20 protein-coding genes, 1 tRNA gene and 1 other RNA gene are annotated in these 18,593 nt (G+C 66.6%); 8 read left to right on the top strand and 14 right to left on the bottom strand.

The genetic code is table 11. The annotated features are described in order from the left end of the window. Positions 1 to 2: 2 nt before the first annotated feature. The 11 genes from ACW9UR_RS02760 to ACW9UR_RS02710 all read right to left on the bottom strand — a co-directional run bounded on the left by ACW9UR_RS02760 (position 3) and on the right by ACW9UR_RS02710 (position 10,427). Positions 3 to 662, bottom strand: coding sequence for an SDR family NAD(P)-dependent oxidoreductase (locus ACW9UR_RS02760; protein ID WP_458915375.1), 660 nt, complete (start codon positions 660 to 662; stop codon positions 3 to 5). Continuing rightward, complete coding sequence (mraY, locus tag ACW9UR_RS02755) at positions 659 to 1,744, bottom strand: phospho-N-acetylmuramoyl-pentapeptide-transferase (protein WP_458915374.1); 1,086 nt, start codon at positions 1,742 to 1,744, stop codon at positions 659 to 661. Before mraY ends, ACW9UR_RS02760 begins: the two co-directional genes overlap by 4 nt. Beyond that, a complete protein-coding gene (locus tag ACW9UR_RS02750; protein ID WP_458915373.1) occupies positions 1,745 to 3,193 on the bottom strand; it encodes a UDP-N-acetylmuramoyl-tripeptide--D-alanyl-D-alanine ligase in 1,449 nt (482 codons plus the stop codon). It lies immediately after the preceding gene. Continuing rightward, positions 3,190 to 4,656, bottom strand: coding sequence for a UDP-N-acetylmuramoyl-L-alanyl-D-glutamate--2,6-diaminopimelate ligase (locus tag ACW9UR_RS02745; protein WP_458916155.1), 1,467 nt, complete (start codon positions 4,654 to 4,656; stop codon positions 3,190 to 3,192). Before ACW9UR_RS02745 ends, ACW9UR_RS02750 begins: the two co-directional genes overlap by 4 nt. A gap of 58 nt (positions 4,657 to 4,714) precedes the next feature. Further along, positions 4,715 to 6,505 carry a peptidoglycan D,D-transpeptidase FtsI family protein gene (locus ACW9UR_RS02740; RefSeq protein ID WP_458915372.1) on the bottom strand — a complete coding sequence of 597 codons (1,791 nt, stop codon included), beginning with the start codon at positions 6,503 to 6,505 and terminating at the stop codon, positions 4,715 to 4,717. Then, positions 6,502 to 6,831 carry a cell division protein FtsL gene (gene ftsL, locus ACW9UR_RS02735; protein WP_458915371.1) on the bottom strand — a complete coding sequence of 110 codons (330 nt, stop codon included), beginning with the start codon at positions 6,829 to 6,831 and terminating at the stop codon, positions 6,502 to 6,504. The genes ACW9UR_RS02740 and ftsL overlap by 4 nt, the downstream gene beginning before the upstream one ends. Continuing rightward, the gene (gene rsmH / locus ACW9UR_RS02730; RefSeq protein ID WP_458915370.1) at positions 6,828 to 7,832 is read right to left on the bottom strand and encodes a 16S rRNA (cytosine(1402)-N(4))-methyltransferase RsmH; all 1,005 of its coding nucleotides are present in this window, start codon (positions 7,830 to 7,832) and stop codon (positions 6,828 to 6,830) included. Before rsmH ends, ftsL begins: the two co-directional genes overlap by 4 nt. Before the next feature lie 19 nt (positions 7,833 to 7,851). Beyond that, positions 7,852 to 8,355, bottom strand: coding sequence for a division/cell wall cluster transcriptional repressor MraZ (gene mraZ, locus ACW9UR_RS02725; protein WP_458915369.1), 504 nt, complete (start codon positions 8,353 to 8,355; stop codon positions 7,852 to 7,854). A gap of 548 nt (positions 8,356 to 8,903) precedes the next feature. Beyond that, an RNA gene (rnpB, locus tag ACW9UR_RS02720) (RNase P RNA component class A) lies at positions 8,904 to 9,276 on the bottom strand. Between the two features lie 9 nt (positions 9,277 to 9,285). Continuing rightward, positions 9,286 to 9,969, bottom strand: coding sequence for an N-acetylmuramoyl-L-alanine amidase (locus ACW9UR_RS02715; protein WP_458915368.1), 684 nt, complete (start codon positions 9,967 to 9,969; stop codon positions 9,286 to 9,288). Continuing rightward, entirely contained in the window at positions 9,966 to 10,427 is a 462-nt protein-coding gene (locus ACW9UR_RS02710; RefSeq protein ID WP_458915367.1) for an outer membrane protein assembly factor BamE, read from the bottom strand. Before ACW9UR_RS02710 ends, ACW9UR_RS02715 begins: the two co-directional genes overlap by 4 nt. Positions 10,428 to 10,509: 82 nt before the next feature. On the opposite strand from ACW9UR_RS02710, the gene ACW9UR_RS02705 reads away from it, so the two are divergent. From ACW9UR_RS02705 to ACW9UR_RS02670, 8 genes are all read left to right on the top strand, one after another. After that, entirely contained in the window at positions 10,510 to 11,082 is a 573-nt protein-coding gene (locus tag ACW9UR_RS02705; protein ID WP_458915366.1) for a YceD family protein, read from the top strand. Positions 11,083 to 11,222: 140 nt separating this feature from the next. Beyond that, the gene (rpmF, locus tag ACW9UR_RS02700; RefSeq protein ID WP_458915365.1) at positions 11,223 to 11,429 is read left to right on the top strand and encodes a 50S ribosomal protein L32; all 207 of its coding nucleotides are present in this window, start codon (positions 11,223 to 11,225) and stop codon (positions 11,427 to 11,429) included. 18 nt (positions 11,430 to 11,447) lie between these two features. Continuing rightward, positions 11,448 to 12,542, top strand: a complete 1,095-nt coding sequence (gene plsX / locus ACW9UR_RS02695; protein WP_458915364.1) for a phosphate acyltransferase PlsX — start codon at positions 11,448 to 11,450, stop codon at positions 12,540 to 12,542. A gap of 2 nt (positions 12,543 to 12,544) precedes the next feature. Beyond that, positions 12,545 to 13,522: a beta-ketoacyl-ACP synthase III gene (locus ACW9UR_RS02690; RefSeq protein WP_458915363.1), complete on the top strand. Its 978-nt coding sequence runs from the start codon at positions 12,545 to 12,547 to the stop codon at positions 13,520 to 13,522. Positions 13,523 to 13,626: 104 nt separating this feature from the next. Then, on the top strand, positions 13,627 to 13,929 hold the full coding sequence (gene ihfA, locus ACW9UR_RS02685) for an integration host factor subunit alpha (RefSeq protein ID WP_458915362.1): 303 nt from the start codon (positions 13,627 to 13,629) through the stop codon (positions 13,927 to 13,929). A gap of 15 nt (positions 13,930 to 13,944) precedes the next feature. Continuing rightward, entirely contained in the window at positions 13,945 to 14,811 is an 867-nt protein-coding gene (locus ACW9UR_RS02680; protein WP_458915361.1) for a MerR family transcriptional regulator, read from the top strand. 44 nt (positions 14,812 to 14,855) lie between these two features. Further along, positions 14,856 to 14,932, top strand: a tRNA-Pro gene (locus ACW9UR_RS02675). A gap of 67 nt (positions 14,933 to 14,999) precedes the next feature. Beyond that, positions 15,000 to 16,091 (top strand): 2'-deoxycytidine 5'-triphosphate deaminase, encoded by a 1,092-nt coding sequence (locus ACW9UR_RS02670; RefSeq protein ID WP_458915360.1) that lies wholly within the window; start codon positions 15,000 to 15,002, stop codon positions 16,089 to 16,091. A 15-nt stretch (positions 16,092 to 16,106) separates the two neighbouring features. Here the strand turns inward: ACW9UR_RS02670 and scpB are convergent, their stop codons facing one another. From scpB to nagZ, 3 genes are read right to left on the bottom strand one after another with little or no spacing between them, the layout of a single operon-like run. Then, positions 16,107 to 16,784: an SMC-Scp complex subunit ScpB gene (gene scpB, locus ACW9UR_RS02665; RefSeq protein WP_458915359.1), complete on the bottom strand. Its 678-nt coding sequence runs from the start codon at positions 16,782 to 16,784 to the stop codon at positions 16,107 to 16,109. Then, a complete protein-coding gene (locus ACW9UR_RS02660) occupies positions 16,781 to 17,581 on the bottom strand; it encodes a segregation and condensation protein A (RefSeq protein WP_458915358.1) in 801 nt (266 codons plus the stop codon). The genes scpB and ACW9UR_RS02660 overlap by 4 nt, the downstream gene beginning before the upstream one ends. Beyond that, the gene (gene nagZ / locus ACW9UR_RS02655; RefSeq protein WP_458915357.1) at positions 17,574 to 18,593 is read right to left on the bottom strand and encodes a beta-N-acetylhexosaminidase; all 1,020 of its coding nucleotides are present in this window, start codon (positions 18,591 to 18,593) and stop codon (positions 17,574 to 17,576) included. Before nagZ ends, ACW9UR_RS02660 begins: the two co-directional genes overlap by 8 nt.

Genomic DNA, 18,593 nt, shown 5'->3' with positions numbered 1-18,593 from the left:
TCCTACCAGGCGATCGGCTTAAGGTCGCGGAAGAAGCCCCCGGTGGGGCCGTCCTCGGGCAGCGTCGCCAGCCAAATGGCCGTCTCCGCGCCCTCTTCCGGCGACCGGCTTGCACCGGGGCCGCCCATGCGCGTGCGTACCCAACCGGGGCACACCGCGTTGATCTTGATCGTATCGGGTAATTCGTGGCTGAGCGCCAGCGTCAGCGCATTCAGAGACGCCTTGGCGACTGAATAGGCGCCTGGCCCGTCGAGTCCTTCCGAGAACGCGCCCCAGCCCGACGAGAGATTCACGATCCGCCCCCAGCCCTGCCCCTGCATGTGCGCGACATTGGCCCGGATCAGGTGATAGGGGCCATGGACCATGACCTGCATGGCGGTCTGGAACGGGCCGGGATCGGCCAGCAGGCCCCCGCCGTCCAGCACACCCGCGTTGTTGACCAGAACGTCGAAACCGCCCTCGCCCGCAACGGCATCGCGCAGGCTTTCGGGGTGCATCAGGTCGAGGTGGAGCGCGCGGACGCCCAGCGCCTCGGCAGCCTCCTGCCCGGCTTGCGGATCACGGGCGCCGATCACCACGTCGAGACCGCGCGCCGCGAGCCCAGCTGCGATGGCACGCCCGATGCCGCGGTTGCCGCCGGTGACGAGCGCCTTTCGGGTCATCTCAGTTTCAGGGTCGCCAGGCCGATCAGCGCAAGGATCACGCTGATGATCCAGAAGCGGATCACGATCTGCGCCTCTCCCCAGCCCTTCTTCTCGAAATGGTGGTGGATCGGCGCCATCAGGAAAATCCGCTTCTTGGTCCGCTTGTAATAAGCGACCTGAATGATGACCGAGAGCGCCTCGACAACGAAGAGGCCGCCGATGATCGCCAGCACGATCTCGTGCTTGGTGGCGACGGCGATCGCGCCGAGCGCGCCGCCCAAGGCCAGCGAGCCGGTGTCGCCCATGAACACCGCCGCGGGGGGCGCATTGTACCACAGGAAGCCGAGCCCGCCGCCGATCAGCGCGGCGGCGAAGATCGCGATCTCGCCGGTGCCGGGGACGTAGTGGACCTCGAGGTATTCGGTGAAGTCCGTACGGCCGACGACATAAGCGATGATGCCGAAGCTGCCGCCGGCGATCATCACCGGCATGATCGCAAGCCCGTCCAGACCGTCGGTCATGTTCACAGCATTGGCCGCACCGACGATCACGATCATCGCGAAGGGCACGTAGAGGATCGACAGATCAAGCAGCAGGTTCTTGAAGACCGGGAAGGCCAGTTGGCCGCTCAGGCCGGTCGGCTGCAGCCACATCGCCCAGATCGCCGCGGCGGCCGCGATGGCGAAGCCGATGCCAAGCCGCATCTTGCCCGAGATCCCGGCGACGTCCTGCTTGGTGACCTTCGAGTAGTCATCCGCGAAACCGATCAGGCCGAAGGCCGAGGTCACGAAGACGACCATCCAGACGAACCCGTTGTCGAGCCGCGCCCAGAGCAGCGTGGAGATCAGCAGCGCCGAGAGGATCAGCAGCCCGCCCATCGTCGGCGTTCCGGCCTTGGTCAGCAGGTGCCCCTCGGGGCCATCGGTGCGGATCGGCTGGCCGCGCTTCTGCTTTCGGCGTAGGAAGTCGATCAGCGGACGGCCGAAGATGAAGCCGAAGATCAGCGCCGTCAGGAACGCGCCGCCTGCCCGGAAGGTGATGTAGCTGAACAGGTTGAACAGCCCGCCGTCATCGGAAAAGCCGCTGAGGAAATACAACATCTACTCGGTCCCTTGCGCGTCCAGCGGGCGTGCATCGCCCAGTTTTTTGATTGCCTGTACCAGCAGCCCGACCTTGCTGCCGTTCGATCCCTTGCACATCACCACGTCACCGGCATCGACCAGTCTTGGCACCTTACCCGCGAGCGTGGCGCTGTCTGGGCTCCAGCTGCCGCGTTTCTTGGGCGGCAGCGCGTCGTGAAGATGCTTCATCAGCGGACCGGCGCAATGCACAGTGTCGATGGACGAAAGCGCGGGCAGACCCGCAATGCCCGCGTGCAATGCAGGTCCGTCGTCGCCCAGTTCCAGCATGTCCGCGAGGAACGCGATTCGCCGTCCTCGCGCCACCCGCCCTTGCCCGTCGCGCGGCTGCGTCACCGCGAAGACATCAAAGGCCGCCGCCATTGCCGCGGGATTGGCGTTGTAGCTTTCGTCGATCAGCTGCACGAACCCGTCGATGCCGCCCGCTCCCAGCGCGATCTCCCACCGGGCGCCGCGGCCCTCGGGTGCGGACCAGCCGGCAAGGGCCAGGGCGGCACGTGTCCGGTCGGCGCCCAGCGCATCGACCGCGGCCAGCACAGCCATCGCGTTCATCGCGAGGTGCCGCCCGGGCTGCGCCAGCTTGAAGATCTGCGGCGCGCCCATGCAGTCGGCCCGCGCGGTCACGGCGGTTTCTGTCAGGTTCGTCGCCAGTAGCCGGTAGTGCGCCAACGGAGAGGTCCCGAAACTCAGGCAGCGCACGCCGAGCCGACCGGCAACACCGCGCTGCACCGGGAAACTGGGTGTATCGCGGTTCAGGATCATCACCCCGCCGGGCACCAGCCCCTCGGCCAGAGAGGCCTTCTCGCGCGCGATACCCTCGAGCGAGCCGAACGCCTCGAGATGTGCCGCGGCGATCGTGGTCACAATGCCGACATGCGGATTGGCGAGGCGCGACAGGGGCGCGATCTCGCCGGGATGGTTCATGCCGATCTCGATCACAGCGTAACGGCTGTCGCGCGGCATCCGCGCCAGCGTCAGGGGGACACCCCAGTGGTTGTTATAGCTTTTGTCGGCAGCGTGGGTCGGCGCCTGCGCGCCCAGTGCCGTGCGCAGCATCTCCTTGGTCGAGGTCTTGCCGACCGAGCCGGTCACCGCAACGACTCGTGCCGAGGTCCGCTTGCGCGCGGCCACGCCAAGCGCGGTCAGCCCTTCGAGGGTGTCGTTCACGATCAGCAACGGCGCGACCTCGGCCACGCCCTCGGGCACATGGCTGACCAGTGCCGCAGCGGCGCCCTTGGCCAGCGCCTGCGCCACGAACTCGTGCCCGTCCCGCTGCGCGGCAAGCGCAACGAACAAGTCGCCCGGCTCAAGCGTACGGGTGTCGATGGAGACGCCGGTCGCCGTCCAATCGCCTGTCACACGACCGCCGGTCGCCTGCGCGGCTTCCTCGGCGGTCCAGAGAATGCTCATGCCAGCCGGCCCTCGAGCGCGGCGACAGCGATCGAGGCCTGTTCGGCATCGTCAAACGGCAGCACGTCATCGCCGACGATCTGCCCGGTCTCGTGGCCCTTTCCTGCGATCAGCAAAGTGTCGCCCGCCTGCAGAGCATCGACGGAAGTCAGGATCGCCTCGGCGCGGTCGCCGATTTCGTTGGCCTCGGGTGCCCCCTTGAGGATCTGCGCGCGGATCGCGGCCGGGTCCTCCGAACGCGGGTTGTCGTCGGTGACATAAACCACGTCGGCGTTCTCGCGCGCAGCGGCGCCCATGACGATCCGCTTGCCCGGATCCCTGTCGCCTCCCGCACCGAACACCACCAATAGCCGCCCCATGACATGCGGGCGCAGCGCGCGCAGCGCGGTCTGCAGCGCGTCGGGCGTATGTGCGTAGTCGACAAAGATCGCGGCACCGTTGCTGCGCACCGCCGCGCGCTGCATCCGCCCGCGCACCGCGGCCAGCTTGGGCAGCGCATCGAAGACCGCGTACGGCTCCACCCCGGTGGCGAGCGCCAACCCGGCGGCGACGAGCGCATTCTCGCCCTGGAAGCCGCCGATCAGATCGAGCCGCCGCAAATGCGCCTCGCCCCGCCAGGAGAAGCGCAGCTCCTGCCCGGTCGCATCGAAGCGCTGATCCAGCAACCGAAGCTCGGCCTGCTCGCGGCGACCGACGCCGATGACTTTCTGCCCCCGCTCGGCTGCCAGCTTCGCCACCGTCGGCCCCATGTGGTCATCCAGATTGATCACCGCAGTCCCGTCGGGCGGAAGCACCCGTTGGAACAGGCCGCACTTCGCAAAGAAATAGGAGTCGAAATCCGGGTGATAGTCGAGGTGATCGCGGCTGATGTTCGTGTAGCCAGCCGCCTTCAACCGAACCCCGTCGAGCCGGCGCTGCGAAAGGCCGTGGCTCGACGCCTCCATCGAGGCGTGCGTGATGCCCTCGGCGGACAGTTCGGCCAGCAGCCGGTGCAGGGTGATCGGCTCGGGCGTGGTATGGGTGAGCGGCCGGGAGATCGCGCCCTCGACACCCACGGTGCCAAGGTTGATCGCTGCATGGCCGGCGTCCTCCCAGATCTGACGGGTGAAACTGGCGACCGAGGTCTTGCCGTTGGTCCCGGTCACCGCGACCATCGTCTCGGGCTGGCTGGAGAACCAGTGGGCGGCGGCGCGGGCCAGCGCCAGGCGCGGATCTTCGTGCACGATCACCGGCACCGGAAGCGGACCCTCGGCCTCGGCCAGCGCAAGCCCGGTGGAGTCGGTCAGCACGGCAACCGCCCCCATGCGCAGCGCGTAGCTGATAAAGGCTGCGCCGTGCATCTTGGTGCCCGGCAGCGCGGCAAACAGGTGGCCCGGCAGGGTGTCGCGGCTGTCCACGGACAGACCGGTCACCTGGCGCAGCTGCGACCAGTCGCCGGCGCGCTGAACATCACCTTCAAACAGTCCGAGGGCCGCCAGATCCTGCGGCCCATTCCCCTCGCTGGTCACTCCGACAGCTCCCTCAGTTGCTGGCGCGCAGGGTCAGCGCGGCTTCGGGCGTCTCTTTAGGCAAGGGCCGCATGTTCATCAATGGCGCGATGCGGCGAATCACTTCGGCGGCAACAGGCGCCGCGGTCCAACCGGCAGTGCGGCGCGGTTCGCGCCCGCTGCGATCCTCCGGTTCGTCGAGCGAGACGACGAGCACGTATTCCGGGTCATGTGCCGGGAACACCGAGGCGAAGGTCGAGATGACCTTGTCGTCGTGATACCCGCCATTGTACTTCGGCTTGTCCGCAGTGCCGGTCTTTCCGCCCACTCGGTAGCCTTCGACATTGGCCAGCGAGGCGGTGCCCCGGTCGACCACCGCACGCAGCATCTGCCGGATCTTGCGAGATGTTTCCGTCGAGATGACCCGGTCGGCTTCGGTCGGCGGCGGTGTGTCAGCGAGGAGCGAGGGCCGCACGCGAAGGCCGCCGTTCGCAATCGAGGCATAAGCCGTCGCAAGGTGCAGCGGCGTCGCGGCAAGCCCGTGACCGTAGCTGATCGTCATCGTCGAGATCTCGGACCAGCGCTTCGGGATCAGCGGCTTGGTCTTGGTCGCTTCGGGGAGCGTGACCGGTACCGGCTCGAGGAAGCCCAGGCGGCCCAGGAATTCCTTCTGCCGCTCGCCGCCCAGTTCCATCGCGATTCGCGCGGTGCCGATGTTGGACGATTCGACGATTACGTCGGTCAGCGTCAGGAATGGGCCATAATCGTGGAAGTCGCGGATCCGGAACCGCCCCCAGGTCAGCGGGCCCGAGGTATCGACAATGGTGTCAGGCGTCGCAATGCCGGTCTCAAGCGCCTGCGCCACGGTGAAGATCTTGAAGGTCGAGCCAAGCTCGTAGACGCCCTGCGCCGCCCGGTTGAAGATCGGGCTGTCAGAGGGATCGCCTTCGGTGGGCGGCAATGGGCGCTGGTTCGGATCGAAGTCCGGCAGCGAGGCCATGGCTACGATCTGGCCGGTATCGGCCTCCATCAGAACGGCGGCGGCGCCCTTGGCGTTCATCAGGGTCATGCCGCCCGCCAGCACTCGCTCGACCGCCGCCTGCACCGAAAGATCGATCGAAAGGCGCAGCGGCTGACCACCGTTGGCCGGATCGCGCAGGAAGCTGTCGAACTCGCGCTCCACCCCCGCCGAGCCGATGACCTCGGCCGCGTGCACGCCCTCGCGACCGAACCCGTAGCCGCCCAGAATATGTGCTGCGAGGCGCCCATTGGGATAAAGCCGCATCTCGCGCGGGCCGAACTGGAGGCCCGGCTCGCCGAGGTCCATCACCTGCTGCTGCTGTTCGGGCGAGAGCGTGCGCTTGATCCAGATGAACTTGCGCTTGCCCGAGAAGCGCTTCAACAGATCGGCCTCATCAAGATCGGGGAAGATCTGCGCCAGCCCCTCGGCGGCTGCGGCGCGATCCACCATCATGTGCGGCTGCGCATAGAGCGACGCGGTCATCAGGTTCGTCGCGAGGATCGCCCCGTTTCGGTCCACGATATCGGCCCGCTGCGCAACGATCTGCGGGATTGCCGCGGTGGTCGTCGGCTCTTCGGGGTCCGCCGCCGCCATCACCGACATCCGCGCGGCGACAGCGCCGAACGCCAGGACGAAGGTCGCCGCCAGCAGCAGCAGGCGGTGTTCGGCGCGTTGCCGTTCCGCCTTGTGGCGATCACGCATCCGCGCGGCGCGCTCTTCGGCCTCAATCTCGTCGGGGTTCTCGCCCTTGGCTCGGGCCGAAAATACCCGCGCCAGCGGGCGAAGCGGGCGGCGGGGCGTCACGGATTGCCCTCGCTATTGGCGGCCAGAAGCGGGATCGCGGGCTGTGGGTATGGCACCATCGCCGGGTCGCCGAAGTGCTCGGCTGTCATTGGCATCAAGCCCAGTTCCGGGAAGTACATCTCGGCCAGCGCTCGAAGGCGGTCGGGCCGGTTGAGATAGGCCCATTCGGCGTTGAGCATGGCGATCGCCTCGCGTTCCTCGGCGATCTGGGCGCGCAGGCTGTCAACCCGTCGGACGGCCTCCTGCGTGGTGTAGTTCACCTGGTAAGCCCAGGCCGCGAAGGCGACGACAAGCGCGCTTGCGGCGATATAGAGCAGCGTTCTCATCCATTTTCCTCCATGCGTTTCAGACCCAAGGGCGGCAAGCCCAACTGGTCAAGTCCCACCGATCCGGCGGGCGCGTCAGTGCGCGCGGCCATCCGCAGCTTGGCCGAACGGGCCCGCGGGTTGGCCAACGTCTCGCCCTCTTCGGGGGGCACGGCCTTGCGGGTCAGAAGTTTGAAGCGCGCGGCCTCTGGCGGGGCCGCCTCGGGCATGTGGCGCGAGCCGCCTTCGGCCTGCCCCGAGCGGGCGCGCAGAAAGCGCTTCACGATCCGGTCCTCGAGCGAGTGGAAGGTGACGACCGCCAGAATGCCGCCCTCGCCCAATGCGCGCTCGGCGGCCAGAAGTCCCCTGGCCAGCGCACCGAGCTCGTCGTTCACGGCAATCCGCAGCGCCTGGAAGGTGCGCGTTGCCGGATGCGGCTGGCCCGGACGCGGACGCGGCATCACGCGTTCGATAAGACCGGCCAACTGCCGGGTGCGGGTGAAAGGCTGGGTCTTGCGGTCCGAGACGATGGCCCGCGCGATCCGACGCGCGGCGCGCTCTTCGCCGTATTGGAACAAGACATCGGACAGTACCGCCTCGGGCAGAGTGTTCACGAGGTCCGCAGCAGTATCGCCAGTCTGCGCCATCCGCATGTCGAGCGGTCCGTCGTGCATGAACGAAAAGCCGCGTTCGGACCGGTCGAGCTGCATCGAACTGACGCCGATGTCGAGCACCACTCCCGAAAGCGGGAGTTCGCCCAGGTCGGCCGCGATCCGGTCCAGATCCTGGAAATTGCCCTCGACCAGCCGCAACCGGTCGCCGTAGTCGCCCGCCCACCCCCGCGCTTCCTCCAACACCGTGGCGTCGCGGTCGATGGCGATGACCTTCTCGGCCCCGGCCTCCAGCAGAGCGCGCGTGTAGCCGCCCGCGCCGAAGGTGCCGTCCAGCCAGGTTCCTCGGATCGGCGCGGCCCGCGCCAGGATCGGGTCCAGCAGAACGGGGATATGCGGCTCGAGCGTCATATTCCCGGCCCCCACCCCGTCACGCGTTCAGCCTTGCGGGATCGAGAAGGGCGAAGATGTCCTCTTCCTTGCCCTCGTCGCCCAGCCAGTCGCCGATGGCGTTCATGTCGGCTTCGTAGGCGGCGGGCTCCCATACCTGGAACTTGTCGCCCATCCCGGCAAAGGTCGCCTCGGACTTCACGCCGATGCGCTCGCGCAACTTGGCGGGAAGCACAATGCGACCGTTCTCGTCCACCTGGGCATAGATCGACTGGGTGTTGATCACGCGCTCCAGGATTTCGCGGGGGCGCGAGAAGCGCGGCAGTTTCGAGATCAGCTCGTCCACTGCCTCAATGCCTTTGATGGAGTAGCCTTCAAGGCAGGTGCGGCCGGGGATGCCGTAGACAAGGACCAATGTGGGCTGACTGCCGGGCACCCAGTCCGGGTCACCCTCTTCGAGCACGCGCCGGAACGGGGCCGGGATCGAGACCCGGCCCTTGCTGTCCACCTTGTGGACGCTTTCGCCCCTGAAACGTCGTGCCACGTTTCTCTCCTGCCCGGCGCGCCCGAAACGAAAACGACCCGTGCGGTCTCAGCACGGGTCGCTTGATTTGCCTGGTGGCCGCGCCCGCCTGCGTGCCGCTTGTCCGCCGAGTGCCTCGCGTGGGGACGCCTGTAATTCGTTGGGAAGAATGCGGGCCTGTATGAAACCTGCTCGTCTTTTTGTGTCCGCCGGGGACTTGGCGCCCCTTGTATCGGTGAACCGCATCCTTCCCGTGCTTCATGGTATATCGTGGGAATTCATGCAAATCAATGGGAAAATTACTCACACCATGGTCCAGCATGGAGAGTCCGGGGTCAAGAGAGCGCAAGAATTCGCGCCCCCGGCGGCAAGTACACAAGATGAAGTGCCCCTTCCGGAAAGTGAGCCCAGATATGCTCAATGCAGCAGAGGCAGGATTATCCCATGTCGTCCCATGATTTCCCTTTCAGGTGCGTGATCCACCGTCCTCACAGCGGTTATCCACCCGGTTATCCACAGGCTTGATGGGGAAAAATCCCCCACCAGGGGGGACCGTCATGGGAATCGATGGGTGCGGATGGCCTGTAAGCCGGATTCTGTAAGGCGCTTGCGCGCCCCGATGACCATTCGTCTGGGCCGCCCCTTGCGGAACGGCTCTGGCAGCCAACCCGGACCTGCTCGGGGCGGAGGCGCCCCTGCGACTTGCGCCGCACGCGGTCCCTATTTGGCCTTGCTCCCGGCGGGGCTTGCCGTGCCGGACCTGTTGCCAGGCCCGCGGTGGGCTCTTACCCCACCGTTTCACCCTTACCCCGGCGGACCGGGGCGGTCTGATCTCTGTGGCGCTGTCCCTCGGCTTACGCCGGCCGGGCGTTACCCGGCGCCGTTCCTCCGTGGAGTCCGGACTTTCCTCGGGCCTGAGCCCGCGGCCATCCAGCCATCCGCCGACGTGATCTACGCAGCGGGTGCGCCGGGGTCAAGGAAGGGGTGACGCCGTGCGAGATCCTCGATCAGCGCGACATCCATGCCGTCCGGCCCCGCGCCACGCGCCCAAGGGCGAAAGCGCGCTCGGAATGCCGCCAGCACGTTGCCTTCGGACGGGTACCCGAAACGCTGAGCAGCGCGGGCGAACCGCGCTTGCAGATCGCCGTCCGCAGGCCCGCTGGGCCCAGGCCACACCGCCAGCCCCGCCCGCGCCAGCCGCAGCCAGTCGAACCGGGGCCCCGGGTCGTTCTTGCGATCCGGCGCCATGTCCGAATGCCCGATCACGCCCGCGGGCAGGATCCCGTGCCGCGCCATGATCCGTGGAAGCAGCGCCCCAAGCGAAGACATGAGTGGTGCTGAAAAGGGATGCGTGCCCCGGTTGTCGAGCTCGATCCCGATGCTGCGCGAATTCACATCCCCCCGGCCGCCCCAGCTCCCAGCGCCCGCATGCCAGGCGCGGCGCTCCTCGTCGACAAGCCGCCAGACCCGACCGTTGGCGCCAACAAGGTAGTGGCAGGACACCTCATGTTGCGGATCGCAGAGCCGCTCAAGCGCCGCTTCAGCGCCCTGCATGGCGGTGTAGTGCAGGACGATGAGCGAGGGCTTCAGCCCGTCGCGCCGCTGCCCATGGTTCGGTGAGGGCGCTTCTATCACTCGTTCAGGAACTGGCCCGCGTCGAAATTGAGCAACCCGCCGAAGATCCCGAGCAGGATGTTCTCGCGCTGGCCACCGGTCTCGGTGATGCGGGTCGAGAGCGGCACGTCCACCCCATCATTCAGACCATAGCGATCCACACCGCGCACGACACCGTTGTCGTCAAAGGCCACCGCCAGCACCACGCGATCAGTGATCTTGGGCGGATTGTAGGTCAGCTGTTCCATCGTGGTCTGTACATAGTACCACTCGTTGCCGGTCACGAGCGCGGTGCTCGACGGGCGGCCGATCCGCTCCTCAAGCGTCAGGACGGTATCCACGCCGGGACGGATCGCGGCGATCTCTTCTTCGCTGGGCACATAGCCATGCACGGTCACCGTAGGCGCGCAGCCGACGAGAATCAGAAGGCCGACACCGGCCGCCGCCCGCGCTATCGCCTTGGAAAAGCTGTCTGCCACGCTGTCCTCTTCACTTCGACCCCTTGTCCCGTACCCCGCGCCCCCCCTAATTTCAAGCGAGCACCTATGGAAGGAGAGCGCGATGGCAGAGGATCGTCCCCAGCCCACCACCACGCAAGGGTTTCACCGCCCCGTGCGACTGGCCCGCCTTGGCCGCGCCACCGCGCACGAGTTCGACGAGACCGCCGACGCGGGCGAACGCGCCGCCGTGGCGGAGCTTCTGGACCTGCAGGGCATCTCGAAACTGAGGATCAGCGGAAAGCTGGACGCAGCCAAGGATGGCGGCTGGACCTTCCGCGGCATACTTGGCGCCAGCGTGACGCAGACCTGTGTGGCCACGCTGCAGCCGGTCCCCGCCCGCATAGACGTGCCTGTGCACCGGGATTACGTCGCAGGCCTGGATGCCGGCACCGAGGACATCTCGCTGGACCCGGACGCGCCCGATGAACTCGAGCCGCTGCCCGAAACGCTGGATCTCGGCGCGCTCGCGATTGAGGAACTGGCGCTGGCGCTGCCGCCCTATCCACGCGCCAAGGATGCCGGTGCAGCCGATGCCGAAGCGCGCCCTGAGGGAGCCGCGCCGCTAGAGCCGGAACCGAAACCCTTTGCGGCGCTGGCCGCCCTGAAACAGAAATTGAGCGATGGCGAGCATTAGACCCAACTTTCCACTTGCAGCGCAGGTGAATCTGGCTATGGTCCGCGCTTCCGGACACCGCCGGGTGTCAGCGGTCGCGGGGGTTTGCCCCGGTCCCGCATCCGGCACGGGCGAAGCCCCAAGACCCAGAGGTTGAACAGATGGCTGTTCCTAAGAGTAAGATCACGCGGTCCCGCCGCGGTATGCGCCGCTCGCACGATGCTCTGACCGGCGCGAACCCGAATGAATGCAGCAACTGCGGCGAGCTGAAGCGTCCGCATCACGTCTGCCCGTCCTGCGGCCACTATGCCGATCGGGAAGTCGTGGCCATGGTTGACGAGATCGACCTGGACGAAGACGCCGCGTAAGCCGGATCGGCCCATCGCATGACCGAACAAAGTCCCGCCTCCCCCGACCGGTCCACGGTCATCTCCATCGACGCGATGGGTGGGGAGCGGGGGCTTTCGGCTGTCATCGGCGGGATGGAAAAGTCGGCCAGCAAGAATCCCGACATCCGCTTCATTCTGCATGGTCCCGAAACCGAGCTGGCGCCGCTGCTGCAGCGGCGCCCTGCTCTTCTTGAGCGCACGGAAATCCGCCATGTCGAGCGTGTCGTCTCGATGGAGGACAAGCCGTCGCGCGTGCTGCGTCGCGGCAAGGGCACCAGTATGTGGAACGCGCTGGAGACCGTCGCCCAGGGCGACGCGACAGTCGCCGTCAGCTGCGGAAACACCGGCGCGCTCATGGCGCTTTCGATGCTGGCCCTTCGCAAGGCGCCCGGCGTCGACCGTCCCGCGATCGCGGTCATGTGGCCGTCGCGGAACCCGTCAGGCTATAATGTCGTGCTGGACGTTGGTGCCGACATTCGCGCCGATGCGCGCGACCTTCTCAATTACGCGATCATGGGCGCGGCTTATGTCCGCAACGGCCTTCAGATTAAGCGCCCGCGCGTCGGCCTGCTGAATATCGGCACTGAAGAGCACAAGGGCCGCAACGAGCTTCACGAAGCTGCCGAACTGATCGAGGCGGCCGCCCCCGGCAGCGACTTCGAATATGTCGGCTATGTCGAGGGCTCGGACATCGGCGGCGCACGCGCCGACCTGATCGTCACCGACGGCTTCACCGGCAATGTTGCGCTGAAAACCGCCGAAGGCACCGCCAGCCAGGTCCGCGACCTTCTGAAGGAGGCGTTCGAGTTCTCACCGCTCAGCCGCATCGGCGCACTCTTTGCCCTGACCTCGCTGCGGCGCCTGTCCAAGCGGATCGACCCGCGCCGGGTCAATGGCGGCGTTTTCCTGGGGCTGAACGGAACGGTCGTGAAATCTCATGGCTCGGCCGATGCGACGGGCATCTCGGCCGCCATCAAGCTGGCATTCATCCTGGCGCAGAACGGCTTCACCGAGAAGCTGGCGCGCCGTATTGCATCGGGTGCCACCCCCGTCCAGAGTGACAAGAACGAAAAAGAAGCAGAGGCCAGTTGAGCATGGGCGTAACGCGCGCGGTAGCCGTCGGGTGCGGGCACTACCTGCCCGAGCGCGTCGTGGAAAATGCCGAATTCGAGAAGATCGTCGACACCACTGACGAATGGATTCGGAGCCGCTCGGGCATCGAGCGCAGGCATTTCGCGGCGGAAGGCGAAAAAACATCGGATCTGGCGATCAAGGCGGCGCGGATGGCGCTGGAGAACGCCGGTCTCAAGGGCACCGACATCGACGCGGTTGTCCTTGCCACGGCAACACCTGACCAGACCTTCCCCTCGACCGCGACCCGCGTTCAAGCAGCGCTGGAGATGGGCCACGGCTTTGCCTTCGACATCCAGGCGGTGTGTGCCGGATTCGTCTTCGCGATGGCCAATGCCACGGCGCTGATCGGCTCGGGCCAGGCGAAGCGCGTGATGGTCATCGGCGCCGAGACCTTCAGCCGGATCCTCGACTGGAACGACCGCACCACCTGCGTGCTTTTTGGCGATGGTGCCGGCGCGGTGATTCTCGAGGCGCAGGAGGGCGAAGGCACCTCCGATGACCGTGGCGTTCTATCGACGATCCTGCGCTCGGACGGCCAGTACAACGACCTGCTCTACGTGGACGGCGGCGTCTCGACCACCGGGACGGCAGGCCACCTGAAGATGCAGGGACGCGAGGTGTTCAAGCACGCCGTCTCGAAGCTGGCCGTCGCCGGCGAAGAGGCCCTCGAAGAAGCCGGTCTTACGGTCGACGACGTCGCCTGGGTCGTGCCGCATCAGGCGAACCTGCGGATTATCAAGGCCACAGCCAACAAGATCGGCGTGCCGATGGAGAAAATCGTCATAACCGTTCAGGATCACGGCAATACTTCCGCTGCCTCGATCCCCCTGGCGCTGTCCGTGGCGAACGCCGAAGGCCGTTTCAAGAAGGGCGATGTGCTGCTGATGGAGGCCATCGGTGGCGGATTGACGTGGGGCGCTGCGACACTTCGCTGGTAGCCTTGCGGCGCCATTTGAAATTGGGCGGCCAACCCCCTGATATTGACTCGCTTTTACGAATCCAACTAACGTCCTCAGCACCGGTCGCAAATCGGGAGCGTGACATGAGTGAATCCACCCTCACACGGATGGATCTGGCCGAAGCCGTGTTCAGGGAGGTTGGCCTGTCCCGTAACGAGTCGGCCGAACTGGTCGAGGCTGTATTGCAGCATATTTCCGACGCGCTCGCTGAAGGCGAGAGTGTCAAGATCTCGTCCTTCGGCACGTTCAACGTCCGGACCAAATCGGCACGCATGGGGCGCAATCCGAAAACCGGGGAAGAGGTTCCGATCTCGCCCCGCCGGGTACTGACCTTTCGCCCCTCGCACCTCATGAAGGAGCGGGTGGACGCGGGCAACAAGCGCTGACGCCGGACAGACCCGGTGGTTAGCAAGTCTCCCGACGCCTTCCGCACGATCAGCGAAGTGGCCGAGATCCTCGAGATCCCGGCCCATGTCCTTCGTTTCTGGGAAAGCCGTTTCACGCAGATCAAGCCAGTCAAGCGCGGCGGCGGTCGGCGGTACTACCGTCCGCAGGACATCGACCTGCTGCGCGGTATCCGCGACCTGCTCTACAGCGAGGGCATGACGATCAAGGGCGTGCAGAAGATCCTCCGCGAGAAGGGCATCAAGCACGTCGCCGGAATCGGCCATCTCGACCCGCATCAGGACCCGGTCCTCGGCGCAACCGAGCGGCCAGACCCGCCTCTCCGCCGTCCCAAGTCGGACACGGTGCCGACGATCGAGCCAGAGGCGGCGGAAGCACGGGCTGCAAAGGCACCGACACCGGAACCCATCATCGATGCCGAGCGGCCCGAGCCGGTCCCCGAAGCGCCCTTCTGGGCAGAGCCGGACGAAGAGGATCCAATGGATCAAGCGCCCGTACCGACCCAGGCAGACGGCGAGGTGCGCCCCGCCGATAACGACGACAAGGCGCCCGCAATCATGGATGAAGACGAAGCACCGTTTGCCGAGGTCGAAGACGAAATCGCCGACGAGGAACCCGTCGCCGCAGAGATCGCACCTGAGCCGGAAACCGCGCCGTTGCGCAGTTTTCCCGACGCCGCCCTGCCCCAGCCCGGACGCAGTCCGCGCCGCGATACGCAGGTCGATCTGTTCAGCCATGCCGAGAAACGCGACCGCCGTCCTTTCCCGCCGGACCCCGCCCGCGCGGCCCGCGCCGAGGAAATGCGCCGCATCCTCTCGAAGCTCGAGACGCTGCGCGAAAAAATGGCGTCGAACCTGCGCTGATGCGTCTTGCAGCCGCTGCTCAGGTGAGTATAACAGCGGCTCGTCGGGCTATAGCGCAGTCTGGTAGCGCGTTCGTCTGGGGGACGAAAGGTCGTGAGTTCGAATCTCGCTAGCCCGACCACCCCATTCCAGGGCGCCGGAGCACATTGCTCCGGCGCCCTTTTCACAACCGGCAGCCGGGGGTGCACATGACCGATACCGCAGGCCAGGGCGTGCTGGCCGACCACCAGATCGCCGACATGATTGACAGCGGCGCGCTTGTCCTTGAACGGGCACGCGATACCGACCAGATCCAGCCCGCCAGCCTCGACTTGCGTCTCGGCGCCCGCGCCTGGCGGGTGCGCGCCTCGTTCCTGCCGGGCAGCGAGGCGACGCTGGCCGAACGCCTCGACCAGTTCGCCATGCACGAGATCGACCTCGAACCCGGCGCGGTGTTGGAAAAGGGATGCGTATATGTCGTGCCGCTGATGGAACGGCTGTCGCTACCTGCCGACGTCTCGGCAGTGGCCAACGCCAAGTCATCGACCGGGCGGCTCGACCTGTTCACCCGGTTGATCACCGACAACGGCACCGAGTTCGATCGGATCGACGCCGGCTATGAAGGCCCGCTCTATGCCGAGATCTCGCCCCGCAGCTTCTCGGTTCTTGCGCGCCCCGGGATGCGGCTGAACCAGATCCGTTTCCGGCGTGGCCGGGCCGAGTTGGACGACGAGGCACTGCGCGCCTTGCACGCGCAGGAAACGCTGGTCGACGGCCCCGCTCATATCGACAACGGCCTAGGCTTCTCGGTCGACCTGCATCCGCGCGATGGCGGCATTGTCGGCTATCGCGCCAAACCCCACACCGGGCTGATCGACCTCGACAAGCTGGGCCACTACGCCGTGGATGATTTCTGGGAGCCGGTCCAGGCGCGCGACGGCAGAATCATCCTCGACCCCGGTGCGTTCTACATCCTGGTCAGCCGCGAGGCGGTTCATGTCCCTCCCGCCTGCGCCGCGGAAATGGCGCCTTATCTGGCAATGGTCGGCGAGTTCCGCGTGCACTACGCGGGTTTCTTTGATCCCGGCTTCGGCCATGCGGCGGCCGGCGGGCATGGCTCGCGGGGCGTGCTGGAGGTCCGCTGCCACGAAGCGCCCTTCGCGCTGGAGCACGGCCAGATCGTCGGACGTCTGGTCTACGAAAGAATGTCCGCGCGCCCCGAGAAGCTCTACGGTGCGGATCTGAAATCGAACTACCAGGGCCAGGGCCTGAAGCTATCGAAGCACTTCCGGCAGGGCTGAGCCCCGCCCGGGTGATCAGAACATGCTGTCCTGATCCACATCGTCCTCGTCGTCCTCGTGTTCGTCAGGCTGGTCGCCATCCCCGGACACGCCCATGCTGCCGGGCATCGGCCGGTTGTCCAGTAGCCCCGCCTCGCGCAGTTCCTTGATCCCCGGCAGGTCCTTGGCGCTTTCCAAGCCGAAATGATCCAGGAAAGCGGGCGTCACCGTGAACGTCACCGGACGGCCAGGCGTCTGGCGCCGACGACCAAGGCGGATCCAGTCCAGTTCCAGCAGCAGATCGATCGTCCCGCGCGACACCGAAACCCCACGGATTTCCTCGATCTCGGCGCGGGTGACCGGTTGGTGATAGGCGACGATGGCCAGCGTCTCGATCGCGGCGCGCGACAGCTTGCGAGTCTCCTCGACCTCGCGGCTCATCAGGAAGCCGAGGTCCGGTGCGGTTCGGAACGCATAGGCGTCACCGATCTTCACCAGCCGCACGCCGCGCCCCTCGTAGCGCTTGATCAGGTACTCGATCGCCTCGCCGGGGGTGGAGCCGTGGGGCATCCGGTCCTCGATCTCGCGCAGCGTTTGCGGCTTTTGCGCGGCGAACAGGATAGCCTCAACCATCCGCTCCTGCTCGGGCAGGGGCGGCGCCTCGAAAAGCGAGCCGACGCCGCCCTCGGACCGATCGTCGGTCTCGTCGCTCATGCGTCGCCGTCCGCCCGCGCCCGCAGGCTGATCGGGGCGAAAACACCGTCCTGGCGCAGTTCCACCCGGCCCCGTTTGGCCAGTTCCAGCGACGCGGCGAAGGTCGCGGCCATGGCCGAACGGCGTTTCTTGGGATCCACCTGCCAGCCTTCAGGCAGGAAGGTTGCAAGGTCGCGCCACTCTATCGCCCCGCCGACGAGACTGCGCATCCGCTCCAGCGCCTGTTCCATCGTGAAGACGGGGCCGCGGTTCAAGTGGAAGGGCTGGAAGTCGTCGCGGGTCTTGATGCGCGCATAGGCCTTCATCAACTCGAGCAGGTTGGCCTGATAATTGATCTTCCGCTTTTCGCTGGTGTTCTGCGGCTCGCCGCGCGCGAAGACATCCCGGCCCAGGCGATCCCGGCCCATCAGCTGAGCGGCGGCCCGGCGCATCGCCTCGAGCCGTTCCAGCTGGAAGGCCAGGTGTGCGGCCAGTTCCTCGGCCGAAGGGCCTTCTTCGGTCGGGTCGGGCGGCAGAAGCAGGCGCGACTTCAGAAAGGCCAGCCAGGCGGCCATCACCAGGTAGTCGGCGGCCAGTTCGATGCGGAGGCGCTTGGCGGCCTCGACGAACTGCAGGTATTGCTCGGCCAGCGCCAGAACCGAGATCTTGCGCAGGTCCACTTTCTGCGTCCGAGCCAGTGTCAGCAGAAGATCCAGCGGGCCTTCGTAGCCATCGACATCGACGACCAGCGCCTCGGCGGCGAGGCGCTGCGCGGTATCGAGTTCCGTGCCGAATTCCGGTGCGTGATCGTCAGGCAACGGGCACCCCCCTTGCTAGATCCTCGATCTGCTGCAGGGCTGAGGGCAGGTCGATCGGCACCGGGCTGAGGGCATCACGCGCCGCCAACGCCGCCTCGGTTCGGGCTAGGCTTTCACCAGCCAGCCGAGGCGTGCCGTCGATCACGGCGGCCATTTCCTCCGGATCGCCATTGCAGTGCAGCGCCAGATCGCAGCCAGCGTCGATTGCGGTCGCGGCACGCTCCGCGAAGGGACCGCTCAGCGCGCGCATGGACAGATCGTCCGTCATAAGCGCGCCGTTGAAACCGATCTCCTGCCGCACAACGCGAAGTATCTCCGGCGAGAGCGTCGCGGGCAGCTCGGGATCGATGTCCGAATAGATGATATGCGCCGTCATCCCCAGCGGCAGATCCGCCAGCGCCTTGAACGGTGCGAAATCCTGTTCGTCGAGTTCGGCGCGCGGTGCGTCAACCACCGGAAGCGAGACATGGCTGTCGAGCGGCGTCCGCCCGTGGCCCGGAATGTGCTTGAGCACCGGCAGCACTGCGCCCGCCGCGAGACCTTCGGTCACGGCACGGCCCAGCGCGGCGACCTCGGCGGGCGTCGTCCCATAGAGCCTTTCGCGGATCGCCGGGTGCGTGTCGGTCCGCGCGATATCGACCATCGGGGCGCAGTTCACGTCGATGCCAAGGCGCGACAGTTCCGCTCCTATCACGTGATAGCGGAGCCGCATCGCCTCGCGCCGGGTGTGGGCGTTCCCATAGCGCGCGATGAACTCTCCGGCGTTCAGCCAGCCGGTCCATTCGGGTGGCGTCAGCCGTGCGACGCGGCCGCCTTCCTGGTCGATCAGTACGGGCGCATCACGGCCTACCGCCTCGCGCAGCGATTGGACCAGCGCGCGCACCTGAGATGAGTCGGCGATATTTCGGGCGAAGAGGATGAACCCCCAGGGATCGGCCTGCCGGAAGAAGGCTGCTTCGTCGGCGGTCAGGACCGGGCCGGCGCAGCCGAGAATTGCGGCGCGGGCACCCAC

The organism is Halovulum sp. GXIMD14794 (genome assembly GCF_054457455.1).
This window is presented reverse-complemented; position numbering and strand designations above follow the sequence as displayed.

Coding starts and splice junctions, on each gene's coding strand:
- ACW9UR_RS02705 (WP_458915366.1), top strand. CDS start 10,510: ATGGCAGAGGATCGTCCCCAGCCCACCACCACGCAAGGGTTTCACCGC.
- rpmF (WP_458915365.1), top strand. CDS start 11,223: ATGGCTGTTCCTAAGAGTAAGATCACGCGGTCCCGCCGCGGTATGCGC.
- ftsL (WP_458915371.1), bottom strand. CDS start 6,831: ATGAGAACGCTGCTCTATATCGCCGCAAGCGCGCTTGTCGTCGCCTTC.
- mraY (WP_458915374.1), bottom strand. CDS start 1,744: ATGTTGTATTTCCTCAGCGGCTTTTCCGATGACGGCGGGCTGTTCAAC.
- ACW9UR_RS02690 (WP_458915363.1), top strand. CDS start 12,545: ATGGGCGTAACGCGCGCGGTAGCCGTCGGGTGCGGGCACTACCTGCCC.
- ACW9UR_RS02750 (WP_458915373.1), bottom strand. CDS start 3,193: ATGAGCATTCTCTGGACCGCCGAGGAAGCCGCGCAGGCGACCGGCGGT.
- rsmH (WP_458915370.1), bottom strand. CDS start 7,832: ATGACGCTCGAGCCGCATATCCCCGTTCTGCTGGACCCGATCCTGGCG.
- plsX (WP_458915364.1), top strand. CDS start 11,448: ATGACCGAACAAAGTCCCGCCTCCCCCGACCGGTCCACGGTCATCTCC.
- scpB (WP_458915359.1), bottom strand. CDS start 16,784: ATGAGCGACGAGACCGACGATCGGTCCGAGGGCGGCGTCGGCTCGCTT.
- ihfA (WP_458915362.1), top strand. CDS start 13,627: ATGAGTGAATCCACCCTCACACGGATGGATCTGGCCGAAGCCGTGTTC.
- ACW9UR_RS02670 (WP_458915360.1), top strand. CDS start 15,000: ATGACCGATACCGCAGGCCAGGGCGTGCTGGCCGACCACCAGATCGCC.
- ACW9UR_RS02760 (WP_458915375.1), bottom strand. CDS start 662: ATGACCCGAAAGGCGCTCGTCACCGGCGGCAACCGCGGCATCGGGCGT.